Origin of the sequence: Pseudomonas sp. DCB_AW (assembly GCF_026240895.1) — a bacterium.
Taxonomy (GTDB): domain Bacteria; phylum Pseudomonadota; class Gammaproteobacteria; order Pseudomonadales; family Pseudomonadaceae; genus Aquipseudomonas; species Aquipseudomonas kermanshahensis.
Window position 1 is genome coordinate 48,464 of sequence record NZ_JAPFCE010000006.1, and the last position, 19,653, is coordinate 68,116.

At 62.2% G+C, this 19,653-nt stretch carries 20 protein-coding genes and 1 pseudogene; 9 read left to right on the forward strand and 12 right to left on the reverse strand.

Going from position 1 to position 19,653, the window contains the following annotated elements; all coding sequences use genetic code 11:
• Nucleotides 1-3 precede the first annotated feature (3 nt).
• The 6 genes from OO306_RS06215 to OO306_RS06240 form a co-directional block, all read right to left on the reverse strand.
• On the reverse strand, nucleotides 4-2,169 hold the full coding sequence (locus OO306_RS06215; RefSeq protein ID WP_265968078.1) for a TonB-dependent siderophore receptor: 2,166 nt from the start codon (nucleotides 2,167-2,169) through the stop codon (nucleotides 4-6).
• Nucleotides 2,170-2,289: 120 nt separating this feature from the next.
• Nucleotides 2,290-3,168 carry a sulfurtransferase gene (locus tag OO306_RS06220; RefSeq protein WP_265968079.1) on the reverse strand — a complete coding sequence of 293 codons (879 nt, stop codon included), beginning with the start codon at nucleotides 3,166-3,168 and terminating at the stop codon, nucleotides 2,290-2,292.
• Nucleotides 3,169-3,179: 11 nt separating this feature from the next.
• Nucleotides 3,180-4,328 (reverse strand): phosphotransferase enzyme family protein, encoded by a 1,149-nt coding sequence (locus tag OO306_RS06225; protein ID WP_265968081.1) that lies wholly within the window; start codon nucleotides 4,326-4,328, stop codon nucleotides 3,180-3,182.
• A complete protein-coding gene (locus tag OO306_RS06230) occupies nucleotides 4,325-5,245 on the reverse strand; it encodes an ABC transporter substrate-binding protein (RefSeq protein ID WP_265968082.1) in 921 nt (306 codons plus the stop codon). Before OO306_RS06230 ends, OO306_RS06225 begins: the two co-directional genes overlap by 4 nt.
• A gap of 151 nt (nucleotides 5,246-5,396) precedes the next feature.
• Nucleotides 5,397-5,861 (reverse strand): hemerythrin domain-containing protein, encoded by a 465-nt coding sequence (locus tag OO306_RS06235; protein WP_099429577.1) that lies wholly within the window; start codon nucleotides 5,859-5,861, stop codon nucleotides 5,397-5,399.
• Nucleotides 5,862-6,027: 166 nt separating this feature from the next.
• The gene (locus OO306_RS06240) at nucleotides 6,028-6,885 is read right to left on the reverse strand and encodes an SDR family oxidoreductase (protein WP_265968083.1); all 858 of its coding nucleotides are present in this window, start codon (nucleotides 6,883-6,885) and stop codon (nucleotides 6,028-6,030) included.
• Between the two features lie 185 nt (nucleotides 6,886-7,070).
• Between OO306_RS06240 and OO306_RS06245 the strand changes: the two genes are divergently transcribed.
• Nucleotides 7,071-7,595 (forward strand): hypothetical protein, encoded by a 525-nt coding sequence (locus OO306_RS06245; RefSeq protein ID WP_027596487.1) that lies wholly within the window; start codon nucleotides 7,071-7,073, stop codon nucleotides 7,593-7,595.
• A 38-nt stretch (nucleotides 7,596-7,633) separates the two neighbouring features.
• On the opposite strand, the gene OO306_RS06250 is transcribed toward OO306_RS06245, so the two are convergent.
• A complete protein-coding gene (locus tag OO306_RS06250; RefSeq protein WP_265968084.1) occupies nucleotides 7,634-8,962 on the reverse strand; it encodes an SDR family oxidoreductase in 1,329 nt (442 codons plus the stop codon).
• 223 nt (nucleotides 8,963-9,185) lie between these two features.
• Here OO306_RS06250 and OO306_RS06255 point away from each other — a divergent pair, with 223 nt between their 5' ends.
• The 4 genes from OO306_RS06255 to OO306_RS06270 are packed head-to-tail and all read left to right on the forward strand — an operon-like array spanning nucleotide 9,186 to nucleotide 12,098.
• Nucleotides 9,186-9,722, forward strand: coding sequence for a chalcone isomerase family protein (locus tag OO306_RS06255; protein WP_265968154.1), 537 nt, complete (start codon nucleotides 9,186-9,188; stop codon nucleotides 9,720-9,722).
• Between the two features lie 2 nt (nucleotides 9,723-9,724).
• Nucleotides 9,725-10,261, forward strand: coding sequence for a DUF3833 domain-containing protein (locus OO306_RS06260; RefSeq protein WP_265968085.1), 537 nt, complete (start codon nucleotides 9,725-9,727; stop codon nucleotides 10,259-10,261).
• Nucleotides 10,258-10,563, forward strand: a complete 306-nt coding sequence (locus OO306_RS06265; protein ID WP_099429573.1) for a DUF6482 family protein — start codon at nucleotides 10,258-10,260, stop codon at nucleotides 10,561-10,563. Before OO306_RS06260 ends, OO306_RS06265 begins: the two co-directional genes overlap by 4 nt.
• Nucleotides 10,557-12,098, forward strand: a complete 1,542-nt coding sequence (locus OO306_RS06270; RefSeq protein WP_265968087.1) for a cryptochrome/photolyase family protein — start codon at nucleotides 10,557-10,559, stop codon at nucleotides 12,096-12,098. Before OO306_RS06265 ends, OO306_RS06270 begins: the two co-directional genes overlap by 7 nt.
• A 198-nt stretch (nucleotides 12,099-12,296) precedes the next feature.
• Here OO306_RS06270 and OO306_RS06275 read toward each other — a convergent pair whose 3' ends face one another.
• Nucleotides 12,297-12,785, reverse strand: coding sequence for a DUF2878 domain-containing protein (locus tag OO306_RS06275; RefSeq protein WP_265968155.1), 489 nt, complete (start codon nucleotides 12,783-12,785; stop codon nucleotides 12,297-12,299).
• Nucleotides 12,786-13,142: 357 nt separating this feature from the next.
• Here OO306_RS06275 and OO306_RS06280 point away from each other — a divergent pair, with 357 nt between their 5' ends.
• The 3 genes and pseudogenes from OO306_RS06280 to OO306_RS06290 form a co-directional block, all read left to right on the forward strand.
• Entirely contained in the window at nucleotides 13,143-13,427 is a 285-nt protein-coding gene (locus OO306_RS06280; RefSeq protein ID WP_265968156.1) for a hypothetical protein, read from the forward strand.
• The gene (locus OO306_RS06285; RefSeq protein ID WP_265968089.1) at nucleotides 13,427-14,149 is read left to right on the forward strand and encodes a DUF72 domain-containing protein; all 723 of its coding nucleotides are present in this window, start codon (nucleotides 13,427-13,429) and stop codon (nucleotides 14,147-14,149) included. Before OO306_RS06280 ends, OO306_RS06285 begins: the two co-directional genes overlap by 1 nt.
• A gap of 140 nt (nucleotides 14,150-14,289) precedes the next feature.
• A pseudogene (locus tag OO306_RS06290) lies at nucleotides 14,290-14,958 on the forward strand (OprD family outer membrane porin); the annotation flags it as partial.
• A 16-nt stretch (nucleotides 14,959-14,974) separates the two neighbouring features.
• Here OO306_RS06290 and OO306_RS06295 read toward each other — a convergent pair.
• Nucleotides 14,975-15,478 carry a CinA family protein gene (locus tag OO306_RS06295; protein ID WP_238214825.1) on the reverse strand — a complete coding sequence of 168 codons (504 nt, stop codon included), beginning with the start codon at nucleotides 15,476-15,478 and terminating at the stop codon, nucleotides 14,975-14,977.
• Between the two features lie 162 nt (nucleotides 15,479-15,640).
• Here OO306_RS06295 and OO306_RS06300 point away from each other — a divergent pair, with 162 nt between their 5' ends.
• The gene (locus OO306_RS06300; protein ID WP_238214826.1) at nucleotides 15,641-15,871 is read left to right on the forward strand and encodes a hypothetical protein; all 231 of its coding nucleotides are present in this window, start codon (nucleotides 15,641-15,643) and stop codon (nucleotides 15,869-15,871) included.
• A 15-nt stretch (nucleotides 15,872-15,886) separates the two neighbouring features.
• Here OO306_RS06300 and OO306_RS06305 read toward each other — a convergent pair whose 3' ends face one another.
• The 3 genes from OO306_RS06305 to OO306_RS06315 are packed head-to-tail and all read right to left on the reverse strand — an operon-like array spanning nucleotide 15,887 to nucleotide 19,607.
• On the reverse strand, nucleotides 15,887-18,085 hold the full coding sequence (locus OO306_RS06305) for a xanthine dehydrogenase family protein molybdopterin-binding subunit (RefSeq protein WP_265968090.1): 2,199 nt from the start codon (nucleotides 18,083-18,085) through the stop codon (nucleotides 15,887-15,889).
• Nucleotides 18,082-19,083: a xanthine dehydrogenase family protein subunit M gene (locus OO306_RS06310; RefSeq protein ID WP_265968091.1), complete on the reverse strand. Its 1,002-nt coding sequence runs from the start codon at nucleotides 19,081-19,083 to the stop codon at nucleotides 18,082-18,084. The genes OO306_RS06305 and OO306_RS06310 overlap by 4 nt, the downstream gene beginning before the upstream one ends.
• Nucleotides 19,080-19,607 (reverse strand): (2Fe-2S)-binding protein, encoded by a 528-nt coding sequence (locus OO306_RS06315; protein ID WP_265968092.1) that lies wholly within the window; start codon nucleotides 19,605-19,607, stop codon nucleotides 19,080-19,082. Before OO306_RS06315 ends, OO306_RS06310 begins: the two co-directional genes overlap by 4 nt.
• Between the last annotated feature and the right edge of the window lie 46 nt (nucleotides 19,608-19,653).

The window sequence follows — 19,653 nt, forward strand, 5'->3', positions numbered from 1 at the left end:
TCCTCAGAAATTCACGGTGGCGGACAGGCGAGCGGTGCGCGGCGCACCCTGGAACAGGTAGCCATCCCCCATGTATTCGCCCACATCACGCCAGTAGCGTTTGTCGAAGAGGTTGTCCACGGTCAGGCGCACTACGGTTTCGTAGCCCTCCAGGTCCAGGGTGTAGCGCGCCCCGGCATCGAACACCGTGTACCCGTCGACCTTCACATTGCCGGCCTGGCTTGCATACTTGCTGGCGCTGTAGCGCAGGCCGCCGAGCAGGGCCAGGCCCTTGATGCTGGCGACACTGTAGTCGGCGTGCAGGCTGGCGCGCACGTTCGGCACGTTGATCGCCTGGTGCCCTTCGTAGCTGTCAGTGCCGCTGTCCTCGACCCGGGCGCGGATGGCCGCGGCACTGGCCGACACCTGCAACTGTTCGGTCAGGTGCCCGCTGGCGGACAGTTCGAGGCCGATGTTTTCCTGCTCGCCTTGCTGCACGTAGGTGAAGCTGCCGTCGCCATTGGGGCGTGAATACTGGTAGGCCTTGCTGATGCGAAACAGCGCGGCGCCGAGGCTCAAGCCCTGCCAGTCACGCTTGGCACCTACCTCCAGTTGCCGTGAAACCGTGGGCGGCAGGATCTCGTCGGCATTGGTGGTGAACCACGCCGCTTCGCCGCCCAGTGACAGGCCTTTGCTGTAGCTGGTGTACAGCGAGATGTCCGGGCGTGGTTTGTAGATCAGTGCCACGTTGGGCAGGAACTCCGAACGTTGGGTATGGCGCGTGGTGTTGCCGTCGATATCGAAGGTTTTTTCGTCCAGGCGCACCTGGCGGCCACCCAGAATGGCCTGCCAGTGTTCGCCGTAGCTCAGCCGGTCGCTGAAGAACAGCCCGTACTGGCGGCTGTCCAGGCGCCGATAGGTGTGGCCCAGCGGTTCGCTGGTCGGCGCAAAGTCGGGTACCGGCTGGTAGATGTTGGCGGTGCCCACCCATTCGTTGACCGAGTCGCGGCGGTCGACGATACGGCGCAGGGCGCTGCTGCCGACGGTCAGCTCATGCTGCCAAGGGCCGCTGTCGAAGCGCCCGCTCAGTGCCGCCTGAAGCTCGTCGTTGCGGCGGGTATCGTCGGGGTTGCGGAAGTCGTAGACATCGTAGTCGCCCTCGGGGCTGAAGTAGTTGGGCACGGCGGAGCTGGCGCAGCTCGGAGCGCCATAGCAGCCCCAGGCGAAGGCGCTGTAGTCGTCGATCACCACCCGGCTGCGCGAAGCGCTCAAGTTGGCGCTCCAGTTGTCGTCGAAGCGGTACTCGAAGCGGCTGCCAAGGTTGAGCGAATCGATACCCACCGGTTTCGACCAGCGCTGGTCGGCCAGGCGGTCCTTGGGGTCGATGCCGCTGGGCACCACGCTACCGCCGAGTAGCTGATAGCCCGGCACCGAGCGCTGTTCGCGGGTCTGGTACTCGGCATCCAGCTGCAGCAGGGCGGCATCGCTGAGGTTCCAGTCCACGGCCAGGGAGGCGAAATCGCGTTTGCCGTCCGAGTTGTCCACGTAGGAGCGTATGTCTTCGTGGGCGAAGTTGGCGCGCACGCCCAGGCGCTGCTCGCTGTCCAGCCAGCCGCCAAGGTCGGTGGCCACATAGCGCTCGCCTGATTCGTTGCTTGCGACGGTGACTGAACGTACGTTCTGCGGGCGCTTGGTGACGTAGTTGACCAGCCCGCCCGGCTCGGAAACGCCACGTTGCAACCCGGAAAGGCCTTTGAGCAGCTCGACCTGCTGTTTGTTTTCCAGCGCGACGTTCTGCTCGCCGGTGATGGTGCTGCCGTTGATCTTGTAGCTGTTGGCGGCGCTGAGGGAAAACCCGCGAACCACGAAGTTTTCGTAGTAACCGATCGGCGCATAGCTTTCGCCGGTCGAGGCGTCGTTGCTGAGCACGTCGCTGAGCAGCCTGGCCTGGCGGTCCTTGAGCAGTTGCTCGGTGAACACCGCAACCGAGGCCGGCGTATCGAGCAGTGGCGCCTCGCCCAGCCCCCCCACCGAGGCTGAGGAGGCTTGGTAGCTGTTGGTCTGTGCGCCCGTCACGGTGATGGCCTCCAGCAGGGTGCTGTCTGCCCAGGCCAGGGCCGGGTTCAATGACAGGCTCAGCAGCCCCAGCGCGAGGCCGTGGCGGTGATGAAAAGACAAGGATGAAGCCATGAACGAACTCCTGGGTGACCAGCGGTGTGGCACCGAAAATCGGGTAAACCTGTGCTCGCGATGCCGCGCCTATGCAGCGGCGACAGCATCGTTGAGCGGGCGCTTGAAGGGGGTGTAACTTCAGGCCGGCGTTGCTCCGGTGGTCATTGGTAATGCAGGGTCAGCTGCCCATTCCTGCAGCGAGCCGTCATAGATCGAAACGCCCTGGCGCCCCAGGAGCGTCAGGGCCAGGGCAGTGGCGGCCGCGGAAATACCGCCGCCACAGTAGAGGACCAGTGGCTGGGTGCCTTCGACCAATGCTGGGCCGAGTGCGCGGGCCAATGCGTCGGGCGCCAGGTAGCGGCCCTGCGCGTCGAACAGTTGCCGCGCCGGTCGGTTGAGGCTGCCGGGGATATGGCCGCGTCGGGCATAGCGGGTCACCGCGCTGCCCTCGAACAGCCCCTTGGACAGCGCACACACCAGCGTGCCTGGCGCTTGTCCATCGAGTACGGCCAGCACGTCTTCGCGGTTTGCCCAGTACCCTGGAAGGACGGTGAGCGACACTGGCGAACCCGCTACACCAGGCTGAGCTTGCTCACCGCGGGCCAAGGGCAGGTTGGCCTGGCGCCAGGCCTTCAGGCCGCCGTCGAGCACCGACGCGGCCACGCCCAGGCTACGCAGCATCCACCACAGGCGTGCGGCCCAAAAACCCTCATGCCGGTCGTAGACCACGATGTGCCGTGCCTCGGCGATGCCCAGGCGTGCCAGCGCCGCGGCTGCCTCCGTTGGCGAGGGCAGGGCGAAGCTGTAGCTCGCTGCGGTGCCGGCCAGCTCGCGCGTCAGGTCGGCATGCCGCGCCGTCGGGATGTGTGCGGCCAGCCAGGCCGCATGGCCACTGGCGACGCGGTAGTCGCCATCGAACTGGGCGGCGGCCAGTTCCACACTGGCGTCGAGCACCACCAGGCCCGGCTGTTGCAGGGCGTGGTGCAAGGCGTTGGGTGAAATGAGGATGTCGGGCATAGGGGCTCCTGTCAGCGCGCGCGTGCGATGCGGTGCAGATGATCGAGCAGGCGGGTGCCTTCGCTGTCGCCAAACCATTGGCCATGGCCGATCAAGAAATTGTGGTAGGCGATGTCGGCGTTGCTCCGGGATCCGACGATGCCCTGGAAGTAGTCGATTTCGGCGAGGGCGAAATCCACATGGACCAATGGCAGCAGCGCTTTGAGCGTGAGCAGGTCGGCCTGTGTCAGGGGCCGCTGGCTGTGGTAACCGGCCAGCAGTGCATCGACGGCGTCGAGGTCGGCGGCGGCGCGCCCGCCTGCATCAAGTTCAAGCCAGGGAATGCAATTGCGTTCTACCGCAGTGGCCAGGTCGAACACGGCGAAAGTCCGGTCACTCAGGCCGAAATCAAGGACGCTGAGCACCTGCGTGGTGTTTGCCGATTCGTCCCACAGCAGGTTGGAGGCGTGCCAGTCGTTGTGGGTCCACAGCGCCGGCTGGTGCTGCAGCAGGGGCAGCAGGGCGCAGTGATGGGGCAGATAGAGTTCGCTCAGGGCCTGCTGCCAGTGTTTGTCTGCGAGGTAGTGGGCCAGTGCGGGCTGCTGCGTCAAGGCTGCTTCGATGGACGACAGCGGCGCGTGGTGGCTGAAGAACCGCAGGTTGGCAATCAATACGGGCGTGCGTCGGGCGCCCGCAGTGAAGCCTTCGGCGGCCAGGTGCAGGCGAGCGAGGGCAACGCCCGCTGCATGGGCGTGCGGCAGGCTGAGAAAGGGTGTCCATGACAGCGCGTCACGGTACAGGTCCTGGCCCTGGGCGCAGGGCAGCACCTCGTAAGTCCATTCACCCAGGGCCACCACACTGTTGCCATTGCGGTCGAGTAACGGGGTGACAACGAGCGCGCCACGCTGTTCAAGGTGCTGAACGAAGCGGTGTTCCTCCAGCAGCCAGGCGGGCTGGCGGACACTGCGGTGGTGGCGTTTGACGAACAACTCGCCCTGTTCCGTGCGCACCTGCGCGGCAGCCGAGAAGGGGCGGGGGCTGTGCCAGTGCAGCGGGCCCACGGCGCCAAGCCGCGGGAAGTGGCTCAGTACCGCTTCCACATCCACCTGAGTCAGCGCGGGCCAGTCGGCTTCTACTGGCTGCACGCCCATGCCATGGGCCATGCGCAAGGGCTCGTTCATGCCTGTGGCTCCGGCAGGTAACGGTTACTGGTGGCACCACGCCAAGCGTCGGCGTCGGCCAGTACGCCGTGGTGGTGCAGCCACTGGGCGTAGGGGGCGATCAATTCTTCGCGTTGCTGGCCCCAGCGCTGCTCATGCAGCCAAGTGGGTGCGATGTGCTGTAGCGATTGGCTGAGCAGCGCCCTCGGAAAGTAAGGGATGGCGGCCTCATAGGCGCCCAACGCGCTTTGCGGGTCAGCGGCCGCTGCGCGAAAGCCACGCTCGGTGGCGGCGAGAAAGGCGCGGGCGATCTCGGGGTTGTCCTCGAACCAGCGTTGCTGCCCGCCCAGCAGGTAGCTGTGATAACGCGGTGCGCCAATGTCATCGACTGGCCAGACCACACGTCGCTCGGCCGCAACCGGGCTGTCCATCAAGGCTTCCCAGGCCCAGTAACCGCCAAAACTGGCGTCGGCAATGCCTGCCGCCAGGTCTTCCGGGCGCAGTTCGCGCACTTTGCTGTCGACGATGATCACGGCATCCGGGTCGCCGCCATCGGCGGCCACCAGATGGCGCACCATGGCCAGGCCACGGGGCGTGGGGTTGAGCGCCAGGCGTTTGCCTGCGAGGTCCCTGGGGCGGCGAATGCCGAAGTCGGTGAGGGTCTGGATCGATTCAAGGCCCCGATGGTTGATGGCCGCGACACCCAGCAGCGGCTGGCCGAGGCTGCGCCTGACCAGCAAGCGATTGCTGGGAAATACGCCGACATCCGCATCGCCTTTGAGCAGGTGCTCCAACGTGTCGCCATGGAAGGGGTCGGGCACTACCAGTTGCACCGACAAGCCGGCGTCCTGATACCACCCGCGCTCCCTTGCGACGTAGAACCCTGCCGAATTTGGCCAAGGGTGGAAATACTCCAGCATTACCCGTACAGCGTTCATCCTTTCGTGCTCCTTGGTGCCCTCAGGGCTCAGGGAGCAGATTTAACGGGTAGACATCTGGTATATACCAATATCGTTCGGTGCTATTTTTATTCCTTAAGGTAATAAATTGGCCTTCTTTAATTTCTTTTTTTGCTGTGGCGCATTGGGTTCATGCAGCCCGTCGTTCGCCCTTGAGCATTTTTCTGTGCGCCTCCATGGCAACGCCCATCTCTTCCAGCTGATCTTTGCCCAGCAGCTTTTTCGCAGTGGGGAACAGTTCGCCTTCCTCTTCTTCGATGTGATGTTCAAGCAGCTCTTTCATCACCTTCACCCGCCCGGCAAATTCGAGGGTGCCGGTTTCGGTATGAAGCAGATCAGGAAGCACCAGCGAATCCACGGTACGGTGTTCTTCCTTGGCTTCGTAATACATCTTCGCTTCTTCCTTGCCGCCGGCTTTCTTGATGGCCGGGTAGAGGATGTCCTCCTCCAGAGCAGTGTGGACTTGCAGCTCCTGCTCGATCCGGTGCAGCAGTTCGGCGCGCTTTTTCACGGCTCGCTCGGTGGTTGAAGACAATTCAGCCAGCAGCTTCTTCACCAATTTATGGTCTTGAATCAACAGGTCGATAGCGTTCATGCAGGCACCTCATGGCGGTAGGAGAAACACGGATTGCTGGGTACAAACTCATCGGTTCTGTTGCGGTGGACGTGATGGGCGTGCGAATGGTTCAAGTCTTTACCGCATGGCTCGCAGCGCGCAGATGAAGCGTCGAGGCCTGCGACAGCAAGCCTTGTCATGGTCGTCAGAGGATCGGTTTGCCGCCCGTGACGCCGTAGCGTGAACCCGAGATATAACTGGCTTCATCAGAGCCCAGCAAAACGTAGATCGGCGCCACCTCGACCGGTTGCCCTGGCCGCCCCATAGGGTAGCCCGAGCCAAAGTTTCTGACGGCCTCATCCGGCATGGTGGCGGGGATCAACGGCGTCCAGATCGGGCCTGGCGCCACGCTGTTGACCCGGATGCCTTGCTTCGCCAGCAACTGGGCGAGGCCTGCAGTGAAGTTGGCAATGGCGCCTTTGGTGGCGGCGTAGGCCAACAGGCTGGGTGACGGGTCATCGGAATTGACCGAGCTGGTATTGATGATCGATCCGCCCTTCGGCATTGACGGCAATGCCCGTTGGCAGATGCGGAAGATGGCGGTGATGTTGGTGTCGAACGTCTTCACCCACTCCTCATCGTCAATGTCATCCAGGCTTTCATGGGCCATCTGGAATGCGGCGTTGTTGACCAGGATGTCGATGCGACCGAACTGTTCCACGGTCTTGTCGACGATGGTGTAACAGTGCTGTTTGTGCGCCAGGTCACCGGGCAGCAGGAGGCACTGGCGGCCCGCGGCTTCGACCCAGCGCGCCGTTTCTTGCGCATCTTCGTGCTCATCCAGGTAGGCGATGGCAACGTCCGCACCTTCACGCGCGTAGGCAATCGCAACGGCCCGACCGATGCCGCTGTCGGCGCCGGTGATCAAGGCGATTTTGCCTTCGAGCCGGTTGTGGCCTGTATAGGTCTGCTCACCGCAGTCCGGGTACGGCTCCATCTTGCGCTGCGAACCGGGGACGCTTTGCGGTTGCGAGGGGAATGGCGGAGTAGGGTAGTCGCTCATGGTCGAAGCTCCTGCAGTTGAGAACGCTCATTACCGTTCGAACGGTGCGGGAAGCCAGTGTTGAAGTGGATGCTGGTTTTGAACGACGGACGGCCTGCCACCCACTTGCAATGAATTTTCGTTGAAGGGATCGCTCTATCGCTGATCAGCAGTGCGCTGCTCTCACCCCTTTCAGGAGCGCCCGAGTGCCTCGAATTATTACGCCCACCACCTCTGAGCATGAGATCGATCAGCAGAATGCGCGGATGTTCGGCACGCCCAAGGAACGCCTGGATTTCTATCGACGCGAAATCCAGTACGAGACCACTATCCTGGCCAACCGCACCGATGCGTATCTGGCCGCTCAGTCGTTCCTGGTCATCGCCTTCGTGTCTTCGATGAGCAACCTTAACCAGAGCTGGGGGGAAATGTTCACGTTGATCGTGCCGGCGTTTCTCGCCCTGCTCGGCGTGTTGAGCTCGTTGAATGCCTGGCCAGGCATCCGCGCGGCGTTCCGGATCATCGAGCACTGGCAGTTGAAGCAGAGCCACTTGCTGCGCAGTGAGCCGATGATGGGCCTGGCCTATGATGAATCGCCCTTGTTCTGCGAGGCTGAGACGTCCCGGGCCGGGCACCGGAAATCCTTGCTGTTCTCCCTTCGCACGCCTTGGATTTTTCTCGGGTTCTGGGTTTTGCTGGGCAGCTACTCGGTGTATATCCAGCTCGCGTGACGGGCGCGCTGCTGTGCGCAAATGACTGCCAGCAAACCCTAGCGGCGCCTGCGTTGCGAACGGGTGAAGACAAACCCGGCAATGACACCCAGCAGCGCCGCACCCACCCATAACGACGTTTTATCTTTCTGAGTTCTCCAGCCACCGTCCACACTTCGCCGGTCATCGGGTGGCTCGAACAGATTCCCGGAAGATATCGCCGCGCTAGGGCTGCGGTTCAAGCCCCAGCGCGTGAGCCAGCCTGACAACTGAGGCAGCCCCGGTACCAGGTAGCTGGCCAGATGGGCGAGGCGAGCGGCAGCGCCGACAGTGGTGCGCGCGCTCGGGGAAATGGCGCAGGCTACCATGGCGTTTGCCACCCGTTCCGGGTCGTAGATCGGCCCTGGGGGTGTCAGCGCGTGGCCGGTGTAGTTGCCTGCGTCCCGCAAGCCTGGCGTGTCCATGACGGCCGGATAAAGATCACACACATGAATGCCGGGGAACTCCGTCAGCTCACCGCGCAGCGCTTCGGTCAGGCCACGCAGGCCGAACTTGCTCGCCGAGTAGGCTGCCGCATAGGGTTGGGCGATCCAGCTGCCAAGCGACAAGGTGTTGATCAGTATGCCGCTGCGCTGTGCTTTGAAGTAGGGAAGCACCACGTAAGCGCCGCGCAGATAACCGACCAGGTCGGTTTGAATCACCTGCTCATGTGCCTCTAGCGGTGTTTCGTCGAAGCTGCCCAACGCGCCAACCCTGGCGTTGTTGATCCAGATATCGATACGTCCATGGCCAAACTCGGCAGCTTGGGTGGCCAGGGCTGCCACTTGATCGCTGTGGGTGACGTCGGTGGTGATGGCGACAGCGTCCGTGCCGCAGTCGGTGCATTCATCCAGCACGTCGAACAACGCTTCCTCATCGCGTGCCGCGAGCACCAGTCGGGCACCTTTGCAGGCAAACGCATGCGCAGCCGCCCGGCCTATGCCGCTGGAGGCGCCGGTGATGACCACGACCTTTCCGCGCAATGGGCCTTTGATCGGCGTCGGGCTCATTGGCATGGAGTGCGCTGGGGCTGGTGAGTCTTCGCTGTCGTTAGACGGCAGTGTGGCACTGGCTTCTAGGGGGCAAAGCTCAAGGGTGGTTCCATCAGCCATTACCAGCTTCAAGCCCTCGATGGTGCCCGCTATCCGATCCGGAAAGACGGGTTCGCCTTCAGCATCCAGGCTGTCGTAGATGAACTGCGTGCCTTCGAGCCAGCCGACCGCAGTCAGCAGTTCGGAGCCGAGGTAATACTTGCCGTCTTGAAAGTACCCCGGGAACTGATGGGCGCGCTCGACGTTCTCCACGCAATAGCGCTCGCCTGGTTTCATACCTGTCGCTTGATCGATCATGGTGAAAACCCCTTTTCTGAAAGCCGGCTGTGCAGCAGATATTGCAGTGAGTAAGCAGGGGAATCCGTTGGGCAGGACAAAGTTCAGAGCAAGCGTTTCAGCGGTTTTTTTTAGCGGCGGATGACCCGTGTTTACCGTCCTCATCAACGCTGTACAAGGGTTTGTTGAAACCTATACAAAAAGCTATTCTTGTACAGGATTTTCCCAATTGTTCGAGGTAAGCATGGTGCCTCCTGCGCGTTGGGCCAGCCTGTGCGTGCTGATGGTTGCGCTGTCGACCGTAGCAGCGGACTGGCGAGCCGAATTGCCAACGGCGCAACCGTTGGGTGCTGGCGATTTCACGTGGTTCGGCGTGCGCCTTTACAGCGCCCGGCTGTGGACAGTGGGGCCGGTTCAGGACTGGAACCAGCCCTTTGCCCTGGAACTGCGCTACCACCGATCGCTGTCCAAGGAGACGCTGGTAGACGCGAGCCTTGCGGAGATACGCCGCCTTAACGCCAACATCACGCCGCAGCAACGCGCAGCGTGGAGCAAGGCGCTTGAAGCGGCATTCGTGGATGTGCGCCCGGGTATGCGTATCACGGGTGTGTACCTGCCAGGGCAAGGGTCTCGCTTCTATGTCGATGGCGCACTCAGCCAGGTAATCGCCGACCCGGAATTTTCCCGAGCATTCTTCGCCATCTGGCTCGACCCACGGGCCAGGGACCCACAGCTGCGCCAGCGCCTGCTCGGGCTGGCGGGCAACGACCGAGGGACGTGAACATGTACAGAGCACTGTTACTGGTTGGCTGCCTGCTCCTCGGCAGTTGTGGCAACGTCGGTGTCGAGCACTACGCCAAGGAGCAGCCGAAACTCGACCTGGCGGCATTCTTCTCGCGACCGGTGCAAGCCTGGGGGATGTTCCAGAAGCGTTCCGGCGAGGTGGTGAAGCGCTTTCACGTGCGTATCGACAGCCGCCGCGACGGTGAGCGGCTGATCCTCGATGAGCATTTTCTTTACAGCGATGGCACGCGTCAGCAGCGAACCTGGACGCTGGTGCCGGAAGGTGCGGGCCGCTGGCGAGGAACAGCAGGTGACGTGATCGGCGAGGCCCATGGCGAATCGGCCGGTAATGCGCTGCGCTGGCGCTACCGGCTGGACCTGCCGGTAGACGGGGAGCATTGGCAGGTGGACCTGGACGACTGGATGTACCTGATGGATGACGACACCCTGATCAACCGCTCAAGCATGAGCAAACTGGGTGTGGAGATTGGGCAGATCACGCTGTTCTTCCGCCGCTTGCCAGAGGGCACACCATGAACCTGAATGCGCTCACTCAACGGGTTACGGCCGGTGAAGTAAAAGAGCTTGAACTGCTGTCGCTCGAAGGTGGCTTCTACATCCTCCGCGCACTGACCGGTGCCGGCCCGGTCACGTTGATTGATGATCGTGGTCAGCCCGTTCGCCTGCGCTCCACCACCGAGCTGCGCCACTTGCTGGCCGAGCTGCCACCGGTGCCGTGCATGCTGGTGCAGCAGGTGGTGCATGATGAAATGTGTGGGCAGCGTGACGGGCCTATCGCGCCGCTGCGGGTGCCCGTGACGCTGACAACCCAATGGTAGCCCGGCCCTCGCGGCTGGGGTTGGTGCTCGGTGACCAACTGTCGTTCGACCTGGCAAGCCTGGCGGCCCTGGACCCTACCCGCGACGCTATTCTGATGGCGGAAGTGGAGGGTGAGGCCCGCTACGTGCCGCATCATCCGCTGAAGATCATCCTCATCTTCAGTGCCATGCGGCATTTCGCAAAGTCGCTGCGGGAGCGGGGTTGGCAGGTGCACTATGTCGAGCTTAACGCTGCCGGCAACAGCGGTAGCATTGCGGGCGAGCTGCGTCGTTGGCAGCAGGCATTGGGCGCCACGCACATCCACCTGACAGAGTGCGGTGAATGGCGCCTGGAGCAGGCGCTGCGCGATGCGCAGCTGCCGCTTGTGTGGCACCGCGATACGCGCTTTTTGTGCTCGCGTGAAGCCTTCGCGCGGTGGGCGCAGGGGCGTAAGCAACTGCGCATGGAGCATTTCTACCGCGGCATGCGCAAGCGTTGCGGGTTGCTGTTGGAGGCCGATGGCAGCCCCGCAGGCGGTGCCTGGAATTTTGATGGGGACAACCGCAAGCCGTTGCCGCGCCAGTTGCGAGGGCCGTTCGCTGCGCAGTTTGAGCCGGACGCGATCACGACAGCGGTAGTGGCCTTGGTTCGGCAGCGTTTCAGTGACCATTACGGGGCCGTGGACGGGTTCAACTACCCCGTGACCCATGAGCAGGCTCATCAGCTCTGGCAGCATTTTCTCGATTTCGGCCTGGCGGCGTTCGGTGACTACCAGGACGCCATGGCAGAAGGCGAACCGTACCTGTTCCATGCGCGCATCAGCGCGGCACTCAACATTGGCCTTCTGGATGTGCGTTGCCTGTGCGACGATTTCGACAAGGCGTGGCGTGAGGGGCGGGTGCCGCTGAATGCCGCCGAAGGCTTCATCCGCCAGTTGATTGGCTGGCGCGAGTATGTGCACGGCATCTACTGGCTGCGAATGCCTGAGTATGCCGGGCTCAATCATCTGGGAAACCAGCGTGCCTTACCGGAATTCTACTGGACGGGCGCCACCCGCATGCGCTGCATGGCGCAAACCATCGGGCAGACGTTGCGCTTGGGTTACGCCCACCATATCCAGCGGCTGATGGTTACCGGTAATTTCGCCCTGTTGGCCGGCATCGTGCCAGACGCCATTTGCGAGTGGTACTTGGCCGTGTACATGGATGCCTTCGACTGGGTCGAACTGCCTAACACGCTGGGCATGGTCATGCATGCCGACGGTGGGTACCTGGGGTCGAAACCGTACTGTGCCAGTGGTCGTTACATCCAGCGGATGTCCGACCATTGCAAGGCGTGCAGCTACAAGGTCGACCATGTGATCGAGGAGGATGCCTGCCCATTCAACGCCTTGTACTGGCATTTTCTGATACGTCACCGCGCTCAGCTGTCGGCCAATCCACGCCTGGCCATGGTCTACCGTAACTTGGACGGCATGCCGCCTGGCCATCGCGAAGCGGTGTGGCAGCGTGGCCAGTCACTGCTGACGCGGCTGGATGCTGGCGAGGTGGTATGAAAAAGAGCCTCCTGCCTAATGCCAGTCAGTTAGAAGTCATCGGCTGTAATTGGGGCTGCTGTGCAGCCCATCGCAGGCAAGCCAGCTCCTACAGGTGAGCGAGAGTCACATGAAATACGCAAGCCCTGTAGGAGCTGGCTTGCCTGCGATGGGCCGCGCAGCGGCCCCATTGGCCCTTGCTCCGAACGCTGCCGCCGGTCAGCGCCGCGCCGCGATGCGCAGCAGTAATGGCAGGGCCAGGGCCCACACCGGCATAAGCAACAAGCCGGTTTCAATCACACCCAGCGGCAGGCCGACCCCCGCCAACCTGGCGCCACCGACGTAGGCCAGTGGGGCGCCAAGGGCGCCCAGCAACGCGCCGCGCCAGTAGGGCCGGCCGGCCCAGGCCAGGCTATGGCGAAGGCCGCTGGCCAGTACCCACCACAGCAATACCAGCCACAAGGGCAGGGGCCACGTATCGAAGCTGAATACGCCCAGTGCCCCCAGCACGCTATCCAGCACGCAGCCGGCCAATACGACACGCAACAATGCCTTGATTTCTACCTTGTAGTCCGGGCAGAGCCACAGGTGTATGGCCAGGCCGAGCGGCACCAGCAGCAATAAGCCAGGGTAGCGAGCGCCCAGCACGCAAGCCCACCAACCGGCCTGCAACCAGAGTGCATTGGCGACCAGCCAGCTGCTGGGCATCATTCACCGGCCGGACAAAAATGGGCGTCGAGATTGCCCCTTTCAAGATTATTGAAGGGCTTGGCGAATGGCTGAAAAACGGACATGTTTGGCTCCAGATGATCCTCAAGCAACAGTGAACTGTTGAAGGGATATAGCTCAAGCCTATGACTAAATTTGTACAAGTCAACGAAGTTGTACAGCTTTTTATCCAGTCCTGGCCTCACTCAACGGGTACGTAAGTGAGCGATTTCCGCTTGCAGTTCGCGAACCCGCTGTTCGGTGTTCATTTTGATACTGAATGACCGGCTGAGTGCTACGAAGGAACCTATTCCAGTGCTCGCGTCTCGATTATCAGAAGAGCATGGGGTGATCGAGATGAATGCGTTTACAAAGCCCGTCGGCGCAGAGCAGCGCCGTCTCGAAGCCATCACTCGTTGGTTTGTAACCTTCGATGACCAGGCAATTCGGCGCAACTGCCCCAGCAGTTACCACGAGGAACTGCTGCGCCAGGCCGATGAAATGGACCGGCTGGACCTGATCGACTGGGAGGCGTGGCGTGACCTGCGTCGCTTGGCCGATCAGTCTTTTATGATGGCGGTCGCGGGTGCGGATTATCATGCATTCACGGTGACGCCCCTGCGGACCACGGCGCTTGCGTAATGATTCTCCTCGGTTGCGCCGGCTGGAGCTTGTCACGCCCTTACGGCAATGAGTTTGCTTTAGAGGGAAGCCAGTTGCAGCGTTACGCGGCACGCTTGAATGCGGTTGAGATCAACACGTCGTTTTACCGTCCTCATCGCCCAAAAACCTATGCCCGATGGGCTGAATCGGTACCTGAGGATTTTCGCTTTTCAGTCAAGCTGCCCAAGGCCGTCACGCATGAGCAGAGGTTGCAAGCGTGTGAGGGGCCGCTCGACAGGTTCCTTGATGAGTGCGGGCATTTGGGCAGTCGTCTCGGCTGCCTGCTGGTGCAGTTGCCACCTTCGTTGGCGTACGACGGAGCCGTGGCCTATCGATTTTTTGAGTCCGTGCGAAAGCGTTATGCAGGGTCGCTGGCCGTTGAACCCAGGCATCGATCATGGTCGGCAGCGCAGCCGTTGCTTGTCGACTTTCAGGTCGCTCAGGTCGCTGCCAGCCCGGCGCGCTTTGGCGTGGATGAGCTGCCAGGAGGCTGGCCGGGGCTGGTCTACTGGCGTTTGCATGGCGAGCCGCAGATCTACCGCAGCGCCTATGGCAGCGAGTATCTGCAGCGCCTGGCGGCCCAGTTAAACGTTCGACGTGCTGCGGGGCTACCTACGTGGTGCGTGTTCGACAACACTGCAAACGGTGCCGCGTTGGGCGATGCCCTGGCTATGTCGGCCTATCTGCGCAATGACGCTTAGGCGCGCGGGCCAGTGCTGACCTTGTAACGTCGCTAGCGCAGTGCGTCGGATCCACAGACGGTGTCGAGCATGGACTGGCACCGTTCGGTAACATGGCCCAGCACTTACCGGCGTCTCTCCGACGGCAGCGGGCCTGGCCTTACCTGGATGGTTACGGCGGCGATGATTCTGGCGATTTCAGCTTTGCGGGTGCTGACTTTGCCATCAGCAAGCAACTGCGTGTGAGCTACTTCCACGGCCAGCTCGAGCACTTCTACCGCCAGGATTATGCAGGGCTGGTGCACGATCTACCCTTGGCCGGCGGGGTGTTCACCACCGACCTGCGCTACTTCAAGAGCCGTGACAGCGGAGCTGCTTATGGCGGCAAGATCGACAACGACATGTTCAGCGGGCAGGTGTCGTATACCCACTCCGGGCACACCGTCGGTGCCGGTTACCAGATGCTAGATGGCGATGCCGGGCTGCCCTACATCAGCGGTGCGACGGTTTATTCGTTCAGCAACGTCGGCATCGGCAAGTTCATCGAGGAGGAAGAGAAAACCTGGATGGCAAGCTATGCCTACAATTTTGCAGCAGCCGGTGTCCCTGGGCTCACGTTCATGGCGCGATACCTGAGCGGGGACAACGGTCGTTCCGCTGAAGCTGAACTCAACGAATGGGAACGTGACATGGAACTGGCCTACGTTGTGCAGTCAGGGCCTGTCAAAGGGCTGGGTGTAAAACTACGCAACTATGTCTACCGTTCTGATTTTTCCCGCGGGCGCGACAGTAACCGCATCTACCTGACCTACGACATTGCGATTTGGTAATGCGGCACCCTTGCTCTCAGGCGCGCTCCCCACGCAGCCAGCGCTCGTGATAATGAATCAGCCGGGTTAGCCCGTAGACGGCGCCGTCATGCATGACCTGCGACCGCTCTCCAAAAAATCGCTGGGTGCGGGTAAACACGGCAATGGGCTCGCCGGCAAATGCCCACGCAAAGCACAGTGTGCCGGGTAGTACCCCAGAGGTTGGGCTAGGCCCGGCTACACCGGTAGTTGCAATAACGACGTTGGCATCGCTGTCCTTCAATGCCCCTCGGGCCATTTCCCAGGCGACTGGCTCACTGGTCAGCCCGTACCGTTCGATCGTTTCCGCGCTTACCCCGAGTAGGCGCTTCTTGGCGGAAGGGGAATAGACGACATAGCCGCTTTCCAGTACCTCGCCTGTACCGGGGAAAGCCGCCAGCAAAGCAACCATGCAGCCTGCTGTACAGGATTCGGCAGTGGTAAGTACCAGGTGGTGGTCTTTGAGATAGCCGAGCACGGCCAATACGGGATCATTTGCCATCTTGGTGTCGACTCGTAGTGCTTTTGCGGTGGACGTATTGACGATGCAAATGGTTCACCAGGTTCGCTTGGTTGCCTGAGCTGAACTTTTTTGCCTGCGTTGATCTCCCTGAAGGAACACGGAGCGGGGCGCCGAACCCCTGCACTTGGACCTGAGGTGAGTATGGCAACTTACAACATTAACTATCGCTTGGCTGAAGAGCCGAAACGTTATCGATTGGAGGTGGAGCAGGGCACGCTCAGTCGTCACGAAGCTGCAATGCACCTGATTGTGTTGCATTTCGGGGACAGCGAAAACGGGCTTGTGCTGCCTGCTGCTGATTCATCGCCGAGCGAGATCATGGCTCAAGCCAATGTGCTTGGGTTGTCCCACATTGAGGTTTGCGCCGTGTGATGTTGGCTGGCTCAATCACAGCACCTTGTCGAGCGTGATGGGAAAGTCCCTTACACGCTTGCCCGTGGCATGGTAGACCGCGTTGGCCACCGCGGCGGCTACACCGACGATGCCGATTTCGCCGACACCCTTGGACCCCAGCTCGTTGACAATATCGTCGTGCTCTTCAACGAAGATCACGTCAATATCCCCGCTGTCTGCGTTGACTGGGATTTGGTATTCCGCCAGGTTGTGGTTGACGATGCGGCCCAACCGATGGTCGGTCAACGCTGCTTCGTGCAGGGCCATGCCCACCCCCCACACCACGCCCCCCAGAATCTGACTGCGCGCGGTTTTCGGATTGACCACCCATCCTGCCGCCACCGCGCTGACCACTCGAGTTAATTTGATCATGCCAAGGTCCTCGTCGACGTGGACTTCCACGAAGACCGCCGAATGGGTGGCGGTGGAGAACGGTTGGCGCCTGGCGCCGGGTTCGGCGTCGATCTGCACGGCAAACTCCCCGTCGGGGGCGCTGGCAACGATGTCCGCCAAGACCAGCCGATGGTTGCCCGCGTGCAGGTAGCCCTCGGCGAAAACGATCTGCTCCCGGGGCGTGCTGGCCACTTGGGGGTACATTTTGCGCGCATGTTCCAGCACTTTGGTGCGCAGTACCTGGCAGGCCTGGCGCACGGCCGAGCCCACCGACGACACCGTGAACGATCCGCCCTGAAGCGGGGCGGTGGGCAGTGAGGAGTCACCCAGCATGAAGGTGACATCCTGCACCCTGACGCCAGCGGCGTCGGCGGCAATCTGAGTCATGACGGTGTAGGTGCCGGTCCCGATATCGGTGGTGGCACTGCTGACGGTGAGGTGGCCTTGGGCATTGATATGGGCCTTGGCGCTGGCCTTCATCTGCATGGCTTCCCAAACGCCACCGGCCATACCCCAGCCTACTAACTGGCTGCCATTGCGCATGCTGCGCGGTTGGGGGTTGCGGTTACGCCAGCCAAAACGTTCGGCGCCTTGCTGGTAACACGCCAGCAGCTCTTTGCTGGAATAGGGTTTGCCTTCGTTGGCATTGTTGGCGGCAAAATTACGCTGGCGCAGGTCAACCGGGTCGATCTGCGCTGCACAGGCCAGCTCATCCATGGCGCATTCCAAGGCAATCATCCCGGACGCGGCCCCAGGCGCACGCATGTCCAGCGGGGTGTACACATCGAGCGAAGCCAGGCGGTAGCTGAGCGCCACATTGTCGCACTGGTAGAGCATGCCGCTCCATTCCACCAGGTGCTCGGTGAAGTCCTCGAAACGGGAGGTCTGGCCAAGCGCATCGTGGGCGATCGCCAGCAAGCGCCCGTTTGCGTCTGCACCCAGGCGCAGGCGCTGCTCGGTGCGGGGCCGGTAGCCAAAAGTGAACATCTGCTGGCGCGTTAGCGTAACCCGCACCGAGCGCTGCAGGTGCAACGCTGCCATCACTGCCAGCGGCAACTGGTACTGCGGGCGCAATCCCGAGCCGAAAGCACCGCCGACGAACGCCGCGCGCACGCGGATGCTTGCCTTGGGCAGGCCGAACACCTTGTGCAGGTAGTCCTGGCAGTTCTGGGTGCCTTGGGTCTTGTCGTGGATTTCCAGGGTGCCATCGGCTTTGTACAGTACGGTCGAGGCATGGGGCTCCATCGGGTTGTGATGCTCGTTGGCCGTCAGGTAGGTGGCATCCACCTGCACCGCGGCCCCGGCAAACTGCCCGGCGAAGTCGCCACGCGGCGCCGGTGTTTGCGCAGGTGCCGCATGTGACTGTTGGCATGCGCCAAGGTCTGTCTGGTGGGCTTCCTCGGCATAGTCGATCCTGATCAGCGAACCTGCATAGCGGGCCAGTTCGAGGGTTTCGGCGACCACTAGCGCCAACGGTTGCCCGCTGTAGAGCACGCGATCATTGAACAAGGGCCGAAACGGCGACCCCTGCGCAGCATCGGCGTCGCTGTAGTCGTCGTCGTAACTGGAGATGCGCGGACGATGGCCATGGTCGAGCACGGCGATGACCCCGGGCACTCGCATGGCCTGCGAACTGTCGATGTCGAGCACCCGACCGCAGGCGATGGTACTGGATACCACGCTGCCATGAAGCAACCCCGCCTCGGGGTATTCGCCTGCATAGCGCGCCTGCCCGGTGACCTTCGCCACGCCGTCAACGCGGTCCAGGGGCGTGCCAACTACCAGTATGGGTTTGATCATGGTCGTGTTCCCCAGTCCGCGGCGCCGCGCGCCGCATCATTCAATGCCCGCACGATTGCCCGCTGGGCGAGCGACACCTTGAAACCGTTGTGGCTCAGGGGCTGTGCACCTTGCAGCAACGCTTGCGCAGCGCGGGTGAAGAGCGCTTCGCAAGGCACTTGGCCGGCCAGCATGCGCTCCACGACCGGGTCCCGCCACGGCTTGTGGGCAACGCCGCCTAGCGCTAGGCGAGCCTGCTGGATCAGCATGCCATCGAAGCTCAAGGCGGCGGCGACCGACACTAGCGCGAACGCGTAAGAGGCGCGGTCGCGTATTTTCAGGTAACGGTAATGGTGTTCGAACGCCGGGGGCGGCAGCTCGATGGCAACCACCAATTCATTGCCTGCCAGGTGATTGTCGCGCTCCGGGGTGTCCTCGGGGAGCCGATGGAACGCCGCAAAGGGTATCTGGCGTTCACCGCCCGGCCCCTGTACATGCACCACGGCTTCGAGCGCTGCCAATGCCACGCACATGTCCGAGGGATGGGTCGCGACACAGGCATCACTGGCGCCGAGAATGGCATGGATGCGGTTCATACCTGTACGCGCAGGGCATCCGCTGCCCGGTTCGCGCTTGTTGCAGGGGGTGCCGGTGTCATAGAAGTAGTAGCAACGGGTGCGTTGCAGCAGGTTGCCACCGGTGCTGGCCATGTTCCTCAACTGCGGTGATGCCCCCGCGAGGATGGCATGCGATAACAGCGGGTAGTGCTGTTCGATCGTCGGGTGCCAGGCCAAGTCGGCATTGCTCACCAATGCGCCGATCCGCACGCCGCCGTTTGAGGTGGGGTGGATGCCGTTCAGCCCAAGGCCGGAAATATCGATAAGGCGCTTGGGGCGAACCACGTTTTCCTTCATCAGGTCGACAAGGTTGGTGCCCCCGGCAATGAAGTGCGAGCAAGCGTCAGCTAGGCCGACGGCTTCACTGACCGATGCGGGCTTATGGTAGCTGAAGGGCGTCATGGGTTCGGCCCTCGTTGTGGCTGGGCCTCGTCCTTCATCAACGGCAGGGCTTCTTCCACCGCAGCGACGATGTTGCTGTAGGCACCACAGCGGCAAAGGTTGCCGCTCATCTGTTCGCGGATCGCCTCGCGGGTATCGGCATGCCCTTCATGGGCAAGCCCGACGGCGGAGCAGATCTGGCCCGGCGTGCAATACCCGCACTGAAACGCATCGTGAGTGATGAATGCGCGCTGCATGGGGTGCAGAACGTCGCCGCTGGCCAGCCCTTCGATGGTTACCAACTCGGCCCCGTCGCACATGATGGCCAACGTCAGGCAAGCATTGACGCGCTTGCCATCGCGCAGCACGGTGCAGGCCCCGCACTGGCCATGGTCACAGCCCTTCTTGGTGCCGACCAGGTCCAACTGCTCACGCAACAGGTCGAGCAAGGTGGTCCAGGGGTGCACCTGCAGTGTTCGGGGTTGACCATTGAGGGTCAGGCAGAGGGGGTGTTCTTCAGCCCCATTGGGAGAGGTCGCGCTCATGGTAGGTCCTCACGGTCAGGGTTCGCGCAGTCCGCTGCGTCTTTGT